10 protein-coding genes are annotated in these 14,245 nt (G+C 44.2%); all 10 read right to left on the bottom strand.

Annotation, left to right across the window (positions count from 1 at the left end; genetic code table 11):
- Positions 1-80: 80 nt before the first annotated feature.
- Positions 81-2,447 (bottom strand): GumC family protein, encoded by a 2,367-nt coding sequence (locus DR864_RS23525; protein ID WP_114069256.1) that lies wholly within the window; start codon positions 2,445-2,447, stop codon positions 81-83.
- Positions 2,448-2,525: 78 nt separating this feature from the next.
- Positions 2,526-3,371 carry a polysaccharide biosynthesis/export family protein gene (locus DR864_RS23520; RefSeq protein WP_114069255.1) on the bottom strand — a complete coding sequence of 282 codons (846 nt, stop codon included), beginning with the start codon at positions 3,369-3,371 and terminating at the stop codon, positions 2,526-2,528.
- 241 nt (positions 3,372-3,612) lie between these two features.
- On the bottom strand, positions 3,613-4,110 hold the full coding sequence (locus DR864_RS23515) for a UpxY family transcription antiterminator (protein WP_114069254.1): 498 nt from the start codon (positions 4,108-4,110) through the stop codon (positions 3,613-3,615).
- Between the two features lie 973 nt (positions 4,111-5,083).
- On the bottom strand, positions 5,084-5,302 hold the full coding sequence (locus DR864_RS23510; protein WP_205319156.1) for a hypothetical protein: 219 nt from the start codon (positions 5,300-5,302) through the stop codon (positions 5,084-5,086).
- A gap of 12 nt (positions 5,303-5,314) precedes the next feature.
- Complete coding sequence (locus DR864_RS23505) at positions 5,315-6,892, bottom strand: amidase (RefSeq protein ID WP_229599459.1); 1,578 nt, start codon at positions 6,890-6,892, stop codon at positions 5,315-5,317.
- Between the two features lie 79 nt (positions 6,893-6,971).
- A complete protein-coding gene (locus tag DR864_RS23500) occupies positions 6,972-7,958 on the bottom strand; it encodes a DUF1028 domain-containing protein (RefSeq protein ID WP_114069253.1) in 987 nt (328 codons plus the stop codon).
- Between the two features lie 11 nt (positions 7,959-7,969).
- Positions 7,970-9,295: a M20/M25/M40 family metallo-hydrolase gene (locus DR864_RS23495; protein WP_114069252.1), complete on the bottom strand. Its 1,326-nt coding sequence runs from the start codon at positions 9,293-9,295 to the stop codon at positions 7,970-7,972.
- Positions 9,296-9,391: 96 nt separating this feature from the next.
- Positions 9,392-10,450 carry an alpha-hydroxy acid oxidase gene (locus DR864_RS23490; protein ID WP_114069251.1) on the bottom strand — a complete coding sequence of 353 codons (1,059 nt, stop codon included), beginning with the start codon at positions 10,448-10,450 and terminating at the stop codon, positions 9,392-9,394.
- Positions 10,447-11,934, bottom strand: a complete 1,488-nt coding sequence (locus DR864_RS23485; RefSeq protein ID WP_114069250.1) for a serine hydrolase domain-containing protein — start codon at positions 11,932-11,934, stop codon at positions 10,447-10,449. The genes DR864_RS23490 and DR864_RS23485 overlap by 4 nt, the downstream gene beginning before the upstream one ends.
- Before the next feature lie 108 nt (positions 11,935-12,042).
- Complete coding sequence (locus tag DR864_RS23480; RefSeq protein WP_114069249.1) at positions 12,043-14,232, bottom strand: sensor histidine kinase; 2,190 nt, start codon at positions 14,230-14,232, stop codon at positions 12,043-12,045.
- Between the last annotated feature and the right edge of the window lie 13 nt (positions 14,233-14,245).

Raw genomic sequence — 14,245 nt, 5'->3', positions numbered from 1 at the left:
TTATTAAGCGCACTCAGCAACGAAATCAGAAGGCTATTCTCTCCTCTAAAACAAAAAACAGCTATTGGATGACGGGGATATTATCTTTTAGCCAATAATTTATCAAACCAGCCTTTTGAGCTTTTATCCTCTCCGTAATAGCCGCCATATTGGGTACCGTAGCCGTAGCCATAGCCATAATCTGCCGACTTTTTGATGTTGACAGCGTTAAAAATCAAGTTAAATGACTTGAACGTTTTCTTGCGGTCCAACTCCTTAATGGTTGATAAAAACATTTTGGGGGTCTTATTGTGCCGAATCAGGTAAAACGTTGCTTCTGCATAAGGAGCCAAAAGGGTAGCATCAGTCACCAAGCCGATGGGCGGAGTATCCATGATAATATAATCAAACGAGTATTTAAGTTCATCAATCAACTCCTTGATACGGCCGTTGGCAATCAACTCAGAAGGATTGGGAGGCATGGGGCCGCTCGGCGCCAAATAAACATTGTTGATGGAGGTACTTACAACGATGTCCTCGGCTTTTGCTTTTCCAATCAAATAATTGGAAATCCCTTTTTTGTTTGCAACGCCTAAATACGAGTGGATAGTGGGTTTGCGCAGGTCTAACCCCAAAATAACCACTCTTTTATCAAGCAGCGCCAGCGACGCCGCGATGTTGGTCGCCACAAAAGTTTTCCCCTCTCCACCCGTAGACGACGTAAAAAGAATCACGTTGGCAATGCCCTCGTGTACATCATTAGAGAGGATGTATTTCATGTTGGAACGAATCATCCGAATCTGTTCACTGATAAAACTACGGCTACCAGTATCGATGATTTCACCTTTATTTTCCTTGGGCTTGATGGCAATTTCGCCAAATACTTTCAAACCCGTTTTTCGCTCTATTTCTTTCTTAGACTGAACCGTATTCGTCAATAATTCTTTAGTGGCAATAATGGTAGCGGGAATGACCAACGCCAGCAAGATAGCCATCATATAAATATTCTTACTGTTTGGTTGGACTTGTCCCGTGAGGAAGGGCGCTTCAATCACCCTGCTATCCGTGACTGTCGACGCGTACGACAACGCCGTTTCTTCTCTTTTTTGTAACAACAATAAGTACAGATTCTCTTTTATTCCCGCCTGCCTTTTGATGCCCACATATTCTCTTTCTTTGCGTGGAATGGTGGAAATGGAGCCCGAAAGACGGCTATTGAGCGCCTCCAAACTTCTCCGGCTTACCTGTATGTTTGCCTTTTGGTTGTTTAGGTTTTCACGGATAGCCTGTTTAACATTTTTCATTTGGTTGTTTATCGTCTCCAAATAAGGGTTGCCAGGCTGAACGGTTTGGGCGAGTTTGCTTCGCTCGGCTTCCAACTGCACAAATTGGTCAATATAAGAATTCAGCACGGGGTCATTTACCATCATGGTGGCGGGGGCGATGTTTCCTACTTGCGTGCTGTTGAGGTACCGGTCGACCTCATTGAGTACATTCTCGCGAATATCCAATTCGTTGATTTTGGCGTCATTTTCCTCTACTTTCCCCAAAAAGAGGCTCGCTTCTGAGCTTAGGTCCGTAATCCCTTGGCTACGGCGATACTGTTCCACATTTTGCTCCACATCTCCGAGTTCGGAGGTTACCAATTTGAGGCGCTCTTCAATGAAACGTAGCGTATTGGTTGCCTCCCGGTTTTTGTCTTCGAGGGTCCCGAAAGCGTATTCTTCCAACAGTTTGTTAAGAATATCTTTTCCTTTGTCAGGTACCGTGGTTTGCAATCCAATCGAAATAATTGTTGAGTAATATTCTTTGAGAGGCGCTATCTGAAGGCTTCCCGCCAAGCCGCCAATCAGACCGTCTCTGGATTGAAAAAGCACTTTGATGGGCGTACTATCCACGATTGTCACGCTATCTCGCTTAAATACCCGGAAGGTTCCGTGCTGGGTTTTAACCAATTGGCTATAATCAAACGTTCCCAAAATATTTTGGTCTGCGGTTACTATCTGATACTTATTATCATCAAACGGCTTAATGTATAGCGGGTTTCCGTAGGCATAGTCCGTCAAATCCTTCGTATTTACTTTGATGGGGCTCTTGGTATGTAGCTCCTCATCACGGGCCGAGCCTTCTTTCCAGTACGAAACCGTTAGGTTGAGGGCATCAATTACTTTGCCCATCAGAGGTCTTGATTTTAGCACTTCGATTTCGTTATCAATTACCTTGGGGTCATTGAGCGAAAAATCGTCTTTGATATCTTTACCGAAGCCTTTTGAGCGATCATCTTTGATCAACAATGACGCTTTTACTGCATACACTGGCGTAAATTTTCGGAGGTATTGGTAAGCCCAACCCATTCCTATAGCCACGGTCAGTACAAACCAGTACCAATAACGCAGGTATTTGAATATGACACCAAGAATATCCAGGTCTTCATCCTGCTCTTCGTTAAAAGTATTGTCATTGTTCATAGTAAGCGGCCTTTAAAGAGGAAAAATCGTATCAAATGTGATGGTTTTATTATAAAAAAAGAGTAAATCGGTTTTGTCTCAACGCGTGAAAAGACTGAACAAAATAACGACCGTTGAGACCAAGCTTAGGTAAATGGGCGCTCGTTGAAGAAACAAGCTTGGAGGTGGCGCCTGCGGCTGCGGAGGCAACGGAATAAACTTATCTTTTGTGGGTTCAACGTAAATCAAATCACCATTTTGGACATAAAAATAGGGCGACGTAAACACCGTTCGGTTGCGAAGATTCACTTTACCGATTTCGCGTTTCCCGTCTTTGTACCGAATCACCGTCACACTGTCGCGCTTACCAAACATGGTCAAATCGCCCGCCAAAGCGATGGCTTCCAGAATAGTTGTTCGTTCATCCAGTAGATTGTACGTACCTACGGCACCTACCTCACCCAAAATGGAGAATTTATGGTTCATAAAGCGCACATTGACCACTGGATCTTTGATACTTTTCTCTAGTTCCTGCCGAATTTTATCTTCTGCTTTTTGCAGGGTCAAACCGCCGAGCATTATTTTCCCAATTAAAGGAATCACTACCGCCCCTGATGAATCTACGGGATAGCCCAAGGGCTGGGAGCCTCCCCCCACGTTTCCTGAAAATACCGATACGGGTAGAGTATTGATATTGGTAAAGTTGAGTATTTCATTCGACTCTTTATTGAGACTGCTGACAATGACGGCTAAAATATCATCCTTCTGAATTTTGGCAACCTGCGGCAGGTTCGTCTCTAAATAAGCTGGGAAAGAGGCATTTTCGGTCTGAAAATATTCCAAACTGGGCGGCGTAATTTTCTGAACCGTTGTACAGGATGACAGTTGAAAAATCGCAGCAATGCTTAAAAGTAAAAGGAGAAGTTTAGTCTGAATATTACTCATAATAAATTTACTGTTATGGATGGTTTTACTGTATACCAATAAGGTTATCAAATATATAGTAAAAACAAAGTACTGATTTTAAATTAAAGATTTTTTTACGGCTTCGCCCTTTCAATCCCATTTTTGCTTGTAGGATCTAGGTTTTACAGAATGTAATACACGCACCGTTAAGGATAAAAATCGTGTATCAATAATGTATGTAACTACCAATTACATCACTTCCTCGTGATGGGAAATGCAGCTATGCAGTTGCCTGAATTTTCTTGATTTTATTCTTACTCTTATCGATGGCAATACAGATACCCAATGAGTCTATTTTGGCAATGATGTTTCGACCTTGGGTTGAAACCACCTCTGCTTCATGATCAATAAACGCCCCAGAATCTATCCTGATTCTATCCGCCACCGAAAGGCTCACGACCTCAATGCTTCCGTGGTCAAAATCATTGAGCATATCTTTAATTATATCAATCTCGGCTTGTTTGACAATGGCTGGTTTTTTCAACCAAAACAAATACCTGACCACCCCCGAAACGTCGAAAACCAAGCTTCGCTCTTCTTCCCTCAAATTCACAAAACAGTAGGATTTAAACAGCGGCTCCTCTACAATCTTTATCCGGTCAGACCATTGTTTTTGTCTCTTCATGAGTGGGCAATAGACGTCAATCCCTTTTTTTTGCAGGGCATTGGCGACCAATTTCTCACTTCTTGACTTAGTATAAAGTACAAACCACGGCATAGGTATACGCTGGTTAGTGATTATAAAAAACAGAACAAATGATTATTCTTACGGGATAAAATGGAGAAGTGGCTGGTTGGAAAGCCACGGAAAAAGGACTCCCCTGCAGGGGATAACCTATTTTTTTTCTAAAAGGAAAGGTTAAAATATCCGAAATCATAACGAATACTAACCTAAAAGGTAAAAGTATATTTTTTTTCATTAAGTAGGGTACCGGCTATGCCGGAGATATTTAGTATACCAAAACAACAATTTTATCGTACTTATAATTACTTCATTTTTCCCCAGAAACAATCAAGTAATTTACTAATAATCAGATAAAACTGTAAAAATAACATGCTGGTTAAACATACATATTGGTAACCGATAGCCTAAAAATGAGGATTTTAATGAAAACAAACAAAAAAACTTATCCAACGGTAGGTGGATTTTACTTGCAAGTCTAGATAATGTTGCTGATTCAAACGAATATCCCAAGCAGATAAGAAACATATTTATATGTCGCCCAATTAAACCCGAAAGTCAAAACGAAATAAATATCCAATACAGACAATTTGTCTATTTTTAAGATTTTTCGTAGAAATCTGATCAATAAATCCTAAAAATAGCCCTTTATAAGTGCCCAATTGAAAGCAATATCATTCTAAAACTACGTTGTATACCCCAAAAGCGGCAATTTAATTCCAGAGCAATATACGATTAAGAAGAAATTAATAGCCCAAAACAAACATTTACAATCTTAGATAAAACCGCAAAAAAAGGCCATAGATTTAGTGGTATATTCAATTGTTTTATCCGAATAAAATTCACCAAAATTATCTCAGCGATACTATTTTTAAAGATTCAGTCAAAATTATGGCAAAAGCCCTATTTTTTGCCTTCAACATGTTTTCTCCTGAAAACTCCAATATGGTATTTAGCCTACTATATGTATGACAAACTCAGCCCGCTACCAAAAGATGAATTATTTACGTTATCGCGCATCAATCGCATCTTCATGCTTTCCTTCAAAAATCGCTAGCGTGATATTCTTGGAAGATTTTTGATACAAAATAGCTCGATTCTCTATTGTTTTGGCTGGAATCTGCGCTGGGAAAGTCTGCGTTTTGAGGAGGGTCGTGGCATCTTCTTCCGAAACGTAGCGAGATTTGTCTTTAAAGGCCGTAATAGTCAATAGCAGTTTCTTTTTCATATTGGGGTATATTTACTTTTTGAGGGTTGGCGGCACCCGGTGTTTGGTTCCCTGCTCGTAGGCAAAAGCCAATTTGATTAAGGTAGGCTCGGCATACATTCGGCCCAGAAATTGAATTCCTGCGGGTAAATTGCCCGTCGTAAAACCCATCGGAATGGTAAAGGCGGGTTTGCCAGTGTGCGGGGCAATGATTTGGCTATTGTCTCCGTAATATTCTACCCGTTTCAATTCTTCATTATAAGTATTGATTTTGGCGGGTTTATTATTCCAAGTCGGATAAATAACGGCATCCAATTTCAACTCCTCCATTTTGTCTTCAATGGCCTTGCGAAAAGCAATCCGTCGGGGAGACGTATAGACATCTGGGCAGTTGGGATTTTGGACGACAAGATTGGCCTTGACCCGCGCTTCGGCCGACTTGGATTTGCTTCCTATTCTGACAATGTCTTCCAGTGTTTTTATGGTGTCGTTTTTGACATATTTAGCAAGATAGGCCTCCAAATCACCTCTGAAATCAAAACAGACCACATCTTTTCGGAGGTTTGAGAAATCAGATACCGTAAAGGGATCAATGATAACAGCCCCCATGGCCTTCATATCCGAAATGGCTTTTTCAAATAAAGCTTTAACCTCCGGATCGGCCATGCCAGTACTCCCGGACAAAGCAGAGGCAGTAGGAGTATTTTCACACAACTCCCGCATGATACCTATTCGTGCGCCTTTCAGCCCGTTTTTTTGGAGAAACTGCCTATAATTCTTCGGACTCTTTCCTTCTGAATACTTAGTGATGGGGTCATTAGGATCATAACCCGTCATAATTTCCAACACCCGAGTCGCATCTTCGACGCTTCGGCACATGGGCCCCACGACATCATTTCTGAAATTGAGCGGCACAATGTCAGCACGGCTTATCAATCCCAGCGTCGTTCGAAAACCTACCAGAGAACAATGCGAAGCAGGGCCGCGAATAGAGTTGCCCGTATCGGTGCCGAGGCCAATGGTGGCGAAATTGGCCGCCACGGAGGCCCCCGTCCCACCACTCGAACCAGCGGGAACGTGCTCCAGATTATACGGATTGAGCGTGGCTCCGTGGGTAGAACTGAACGAATGCCAAGGTGTGAAGGCCCATTCGGCCATGTTAGACTTAGCAATGATAATGGCACCTCCTTTTACCAATTTATCAATCACAAAAGCATCAGCATCAGGCACAAAATCTTTCAAAGCCAATGCTCCCGCTGTGGTGGCGAGTCCTTTGGTGTTGATATTGTCTTTGACAATGATCGGAATCCCGTGTAATGGCCGCAGCACTTTGGTTCGTTTGTATTCTTCGTCCAACGCTTTGGCGATTGCTATGGCCTGCGGGTTGAGGGTAGTGATGGCATTGATTTGGGAATTTAATTGCTTGATGCGTTCCAAATAGGCCGCCACCAACTGTTGGCTCGTAAATGTGCCTTTTTTGTAAGCAGCGTGAATTTGTGTGATGGTCAATTCCTCCACGTTGATGGGCGCTGCCATATTGGAATTGGGCCGAAAACCGACGATGTTCAACAGCAGAACGATGGCAATGATTAAGGATAAACTTTTTGTCATTTTAGTTTAGGTTGATGCGTGTAAATCCTTCTTATTTTATATTTCGAACTCAGACAGCATTTCGGTAAGAAAGGCACCGTCATTTCTTCAGCAACAGATTCAATTCTTTTTCTTTGACGGTCAGCAATCCTGCTTTGGGGAGTCTTTTGGTCATTTTTCGCCAATTAGGTTCTTTGGCGTAGATGGCTTGCAGCATAACGGATGCTTTTTGTACGTTGCCACCGTTGGCCAACGTGATGGCCGTCCAGTATTGCATCTCCAGATTTTTTGGGAACATTTTCATGGCTGCACCGTATTCCTGCATAGCCAAGGTCATGTTGTTGTTTTCAATGGCCAAATCACCGTTGTTCATGTGCTCATAGGCGCGATGGGTTTTTAATAGTCGCTCCATTTCGACCAACGGATCAGCGTGGTCGTCGACTCGCAAATCCACCAAATGGTTTTCATCCCAAGGTTTGCCCGTTGCTTCGCCTTTCACCACCAAAATAGCGGCCGATTGCTTGCCCCGAATATCGCCGCCCACCTTTTGGGCGGCCTTCAAGGCCTCCAACACCCGCTCAGCCAAAGGCAGTCGGGTATTGGCTTCAAACGATTTTGCCATGGCCACAGGCACCTCATTGGTCAGCATCATGTTAGATTGTACGGCGTAGTTTTTTCCTTTTAAATCGCCCGCAAAATCGACGCAATTTTTGCCCGTAAAATTGGCAACGTTTCCTTTGGCATCCACAATGCCGACTTGCCGTACTTCTTTACCTGGGTCATCAGACAGCAGAATATCCAGCGCCTGCTGGGCCGTTTTTCCCTCTTTCAGCAACGCCAAGCCTCTGATTCCAAACGATTTGTTGGTAAAAGATTGGGTCGCTACGGCTCCAACTCCCGCTTCGGCCCACGAAACCGAGGTGCCCACGCTGAACCAATGGCTTTGAACACCGACGGCGATTTCACCCGTTTTTTCGTCGCGGGCCACAATCGAAAACGTATGCGCCAAGCCATTGTCTTTCCTGAAAAACTGGGCATTGACTTGACTAAAAAAGAGTACGAAACTGATAAGGAGGTAATTTTTCATACAGTTTTCAATTAAGGATTAACCATTCCTGCTTCAGAAACCAAGGTCAACAACGCTATTTGAATGGCTTTATAGCCTTCGTCATCGTACCACCATTCATTGAGCGCATGGGCATTTCCGCCTTTTCCTCCACGCCCCAAGGTTACGGCAGGAATCCCTTTAGCAATGGGCGTGTTTGAATTGGTCGAACCCCGCCCTACCTTGGGAGAAACTCCCAAAAAAGTGACAGCAGCCATGGCACGCTGAATGAGGGGTAAGCTTTCAGGAAGCTCGCCCGAAGGACGGTCTCCGATTTTTTTGATTTCCACCGTCAAGGCAGGGCCCATGCGTTTCATGGCATTATGTTCCTGAAGGGCCTGCTGCACCGATGCTTTTAAAAGCGAGTCTACTAAGTTGAGGTTTTCGGGGATTTCGGAGCGCATATCTATCTCCATCCACGATTCAAACGCAATGGAATTGACCGATGTGCCGCCACCGATTCTGCCTACGTTGTAGCTGGTGCGGGCACCCGTTCGGGTAAACTTATCGGCCACTTTTGAAAAATAATGAATAGCCGAGCCTAAGGCATGCTGAGGGTTGGCCAAGCCAAATGCTCCCCATGAATGTCCACCAGGACCTTTGAAGGTTACGCGGTAGCGGTACGAGCCTAATCCCATTGTCCGTAAGTAATCCATACCTCCTCCATCAATGGCAATCCAAGAGTCAATGTGTGGACTTTGGTCAGTGAATAAGTATTTTACCCCTCTTAAGTCACCCAATCCTTCTTCGCCTACTGAGCCGATGAACAAAACATCAGCATCGGTTTCTATTTTGGCTTCTTCTAAGGCTCTTAACACCGACACTATCATGACCACTCCCTGCGTGTTGTCGCCAATACCTGGCGCAAAGAGCGTATCGCCTTTTACTTTAACTTTAACATCGGTTTCGAGGGGAAATACGGTATCTAAGTGAGCATCAAAAGCAACGGTACGATTGCGCTTTTTTCCTTTTCGTAACCCAATCACGTTGCCAACTTTGTCGGTCCAAACAGAATCTATTCCTGCTTCTTTGAGCATGGATGCAAAACGCTCACCCCGTTTGGTTTCCATAAACGGCGGTGCTGGAATCTCCGTCAGCATAATCAATTCTTCACGATTTCGTTTTTTTTGGGCAGATATGGATTGAAAAGCCTTTTGAATTTGCTTGTTTTTGGCCAATTGCTCGGTTTCTTTGAGATAAGCTGCCTCTACTTTACCGCTTTTCCCTGGATCATCTTCCTGGGCGTAAACAGTAGTAAAAATGAGGGTGAAGCAGGTAAAAAGTCCAAGGAGGCTCAAGGTGGGTTTTCGATTTTTCATAGTTTGTTTTTGATGATTATTATTTTGTCAATTTTACATTAGATGGGTTTAACTGTCCAGACAAAATCGCCAAGAAGCAGAGATTTAATACATTGGCTATTTCCATATCACCGACGGATCTATACTGGCAATCGTAGCCCTACCCGTGAGTGCCATCGCCAATTCAAGTTCATTTTTGAGTATTTCCAGCACCTTGGTTACTCCCTCGGCGCCGCCGCAGGCCAGCCCGAAACAGATGGGTTTGCCCACCAATACGGCATTGGCCCCCAAGGCAATGGCTTTCAGTACATCGGTTCCCCGTCTAATGCCGCCGTCCATCAATATCGGGATTCTTTTGTTTACTTTTTCGGAAATACGCGGAAGGGCTTCGATGGTAGCGGGTACGGTATCCAAATTTCGACCACCGTGGTTGGAAACGATGATTCCGTCCATACCTGCCGCCACGGCCTTTTCGGCATCGTCCGAGTTTAAAATTCCTTTGAGCAAAACGGGCATTTTAGTGAATGATTTTATCCAATCAATGTCTTTCCAGGTAAATGGCTTTTTCTCCGCCAGTCCACCATACATGTGGGGAGTATTCACCCCATCGGGTAGACCAAAAAGGGCTTTATCCTGCCGATTGCGAACGCCTGCCACGGGGGTATCTACCGTAATGCAAAGCGCACGAAACCCCAACGCTTCTGCCTGCTGAATCAATGCTTTGGTAAAATCTCGGTCGTCTCTTACGTAAATCTGAAACCAAAGTGGTTGGGTAGCCACTTTCGCGATTTCTTCCAAAGGAGTTGTGGTAAAGGAACTGACTACGTAAACAGCCTTTGCTGAACCAGCACCACGGGCGGTGGCATGCTCTCCTTCGGGGTGCATGATTTTGTGATAGGCCGTCGGAGCAATGAGAATCGGGTAAGGCAAATCCAGCCCCAAAAGAGAAGTACTGGTATCAATTTGGCTGACGTCGGTAAGTACCGTTGGATTGAGCTTTATCGCATCCAACGCCTGTCGATTCCATCGAACCGTAAATTCGTCAGCGGCGCCACTTGCTACATATTCGTAAGCCATTGTTGTCATTTTACCCACCGCCAACTTTTCAAAATCAAACAGATTGAGGATTTGTGAACTATCAATTTTATCCATTGCCAGTTGATTTTGTTGGTTCATTTCTTTTTCTCAGGTACGGCTTCCATCAGTAAAGCATAGGCTTTGTTCAAGGCTATGCCTCCTAGCTGCGAGCCTTTGTAATGCCCGAGCCGAACAACCACCAAATCGTGCGAAGGAATAATCGTAACCGACTGTCCCCCTGCACCCAACATCATGTAGGCATCTTTGGGGATCGGGAAACCACCATCACCGTTTATCCAAAACAGGCCGCCATAAATAGGTCGTCCATCAGCTACCCAAGGTTCAGCGAGAGTACTCACAAATTTTGTAAAACCCTCAGGCAAAATGCGTTCCCCGTTCCAGATACCGTCCTGCAAATATAGATTTCCTAGCCTCGCCCAATCTCGTCCTGAAGCAAATTCATAGCCTTGAGTCAAAAAATTCCCGTACGGGTCAGTTTCCATGACCATTGTCCGAACGCCAATTTTATCAAACAAAGCCCGTTGCGGAAAGGTATGATAGACTTCGCCCAGTTTTTCTATCCCCAACCGATTCAGGTAATTGGTCAGGACAGGATCAGAGTTTCGGTAGCGGCCCACGGTGTTTGGTAGCCATTGTTGAGGCAGATTGGCCGCATACTCAAACGAATTGACGGCTCCTGTGTACAAGTATAAATGGTCGGGATAACCCAACGCTGGATTGTAGTCAGGGTCTTGTGGCGCACGGCAGTACAATCCACTCGACATGTGCATGATGTCCATGATTCGGATTTTGGCTCTTTCGTCGCCTTTCCCTTGCCATTGCGGAATGGGCGCGGGTTGGTCTAATTTATAAACACCTTTCCCAATCAAAATACCCATAATGGTGGCCGACAGGCTTTTGCCCATCGACCAGCTTTCCAACGGTGTATCTTTTGTAATACCCTCTCCGTAGCGTTCTGCAATGATACGGCCTTTGTACGTGACCACGAAAGCGGCCGTTTGGGCTTCGGCAGACTCGAAAGCGGCATTGAGGGCCTGTTCTACTTTGGCTCTATCAATTTCGGAAGGCATTGGGTCAGTGGGTAACACATCACCCATGGGCCACGGAGTCGTGGCGGCATCGGGTAGATTACGAACCACTTTTACGGGCTTAAAATTCAGCGAATTACTCCCTTCTGGCAAGGTGATACAACCTTGGTCGCTCGTATAAATGGCGGTTCGGGTAACGCCATTGGGCAAAGTAATCGATACCGATTTCTTTTCATAATCAACTACGGGTTTGCCTACTTTGGCCCGTTCTGCATAAGGGCTTGTAAAATACCCCACATTTTCGGCGGCAAAGTCGGGTTTGAGGCCCGTAATAAACACCGCCGAGCACATGATTTTGGCGTAGCCAGAGGTATGGTGTGAAAGCGCATCCCCAGGAGGAGCTTTGTAAGGGGCGGTCTTCAATTCGAGTTGAGCGCCCCGCGCAATTAGTTTACTTCGTGCATCTTGCGCATTGATAATCAGGCAATTCAAAAGTAGAAAAGCCAAAAAGAGAAGAGGAAAAATTCGGTTCATTTTGAGGTTTATTTAGGGTTTAAGAGTAGGCTGGCTACCTAATCATTGGCATCATTTTGCTGTCTTCTCTGGCAAACTTGATACCGTTTTAATTTCTTGCGAGGCATTTTATACTTCTGATAAGAGCTTATTCAGCGTTGGCAAGACCATTGTTACTTCGGTGAATTCCCCCTCTTCTGAATCAATTTTAATTTCTCCCTTGTGGATTTCGATGATGTCTTTACTCATAAACAACCCTAAACCCGTGCCTTTTGAAGTGGGTTTGGTGGTAAAAAACGGGTTGCAAAGTCGTTCCAAATCACGGGGAGAAACGCCAGTTCCGTTGTCTTTTACTTTTAAAATAATTTCATCATTCACCAATTCTGTTGATATTTTTATTTGGGGACTAAACACTTTATCCGTCGCTCTTCTGTCGGCAAGGGCATAAAATGCATTATCGATCAGGGCCACAATCACTTCCCCAAACTCGGGTGGTAAAATCTTGGTTTCGAGGGGTTGTTTTGCCAAGTCTAGGATGAGTTCCACCGTAAAATCGGGGTAGTTTACTTTTATTTCATCGTAAACGGATTTGGCTTCATTTTCGACAAACACATTGAGGTCGGTTTGCAAAAAGTCTTTTGATTTTTCTTTCAAGAGCTTTTGCATGTCTTTTACAATTCTCGTAGTAGTAGCACCATGCTCGTAAATTTTAGTAACACTGCTTTTTATCAGGTCCACTACGCTCAAAAACTCTTCTTTTATACTTTCTGGCACAGTATCCTGATGCTTTTCAAGCATTTCGTTGAGTTCATCCGCCAAAAGGCTTGACGATTCTGAGAAATTGTTGATGTAGTTGAGTGGATTCAGAATGCGGTCGACGATACCCTTGGTGAGTTGCCCAACCGAAGCCAATTTTTCCTGCCTGATAAGTTCTTCTTGGGCGTTTTTAAGGTGATTTAGGGTTTTTTCGAGGTCTTCCTGCGATACCCTCAGCTCGGCCGTGCGTTGTTGTACCTGTTGTTCGAGCAGTATATTTTGGTTGGCGAGCAGTTGTTTCTTCTCTTCACTTACTTTGACGAGTTTATTGGCTTGCTCTTGGATATCAATCAACAATTCCTTCATCAGCAGCGACACATACACCACCAATGAAATCGGGAAAGAAATGCGAACCCCCGTCAACAACAGATTATAGTTGTATGGGGTATCGTTGTAATCAAAAAAAGCCATTAATATCGCAAAACAACTTGCCACTATCACCCCGACAATAAGGGCTTGAGAAGCGCCTTTGATGTGGTCTCGCCCCAGTAAAATGAGCGCTATGAAGATACAAAACTGTATTGGCAAATAATAATCAATCAACGCTCCATCAAAAACATATACATTTAGCACCCCCCCTAGGGTATGTGCTCCAATGATGACAAAAGTCCATCCTCGGGAGATTTTAATGCGTAAAACCGTCGCCAGAGCGATAATCGCAAAACCATTGCTTGTCCACGCGGTCAGGCTCAATACCAGCACATTAATCAATAGTTCTTGGTGAGAAAGGCTGAAATTAAGTAAAAAACGTGCCAGCATTTCAACAGAAATCAGTGATTGAACAATGGCAATCAAGTGAACAATTTTCTTCTCGTACAGATTGAGAAAAGACAACAGCCAAAGCAGCAATGCAATCAATAAAGAGACAAACAACCAAGTGGCGGTGTAAACGGCGTTATTCTCGGCACGTTGGTGCATGAAGGTCGTGTATTGGGCACCAGTCAGCGAGAGCATCTGCCCCGAACGAGGCAATGAGGGCAACATCAGGGGCTGTAATTGCGAGGTTTCGTCTACGATATGAATAGCAATCAAATGCTCTTCCTGAGGTTGTAATTGTACAGGCACTGGCAGTACATAATAGGGATTATGTTCTTCAAACGGTTTCCCAATGCCCCCTGTATTACCGTACGAATGAATCAATTTCCCATCCAAATACACGTTCATTGCCGCCCATGTTTCTTTGGACAAGCTTAAGGGAAAATGAAAGAAAGTTGAATCCAACTTCACTCTGAGCCGAAACCAACCTTCCACCAACCCTGATGAATCGGCGTAGCGGGCGGTTATATCTGCGGGACGTAAATGTTGCCAATCGGAAGTATTAAAGCTCTTTTTTGACCAATCGACATTATTTCCTGGCTTAAATACCCAGCCGTTTATGGACGAAATCACAAGTCGTTCATCGGGGGAAAACATTTTTTTTGACAAGACCACCGTAGTATCCTGTCCAAAACCCGAATAACATACAAGGTTGAAAAGTGCCGCCAGAAGAATGCGTTTTATCATGTTATCGCTCGTG

The organism is Runella rosea (assembly GCF_003325355.1).
Lineage (GTDB): Bacteria > Bacteroidota > Bacteroidia > Cytophagales > Spirosomataceae > Runella > Runella rosea.
The sequence above is the reverse complement of the archived record's forward strand: the minus strand, read 5'-3'. Positions and strand labels throughout refer to the sequence as shown.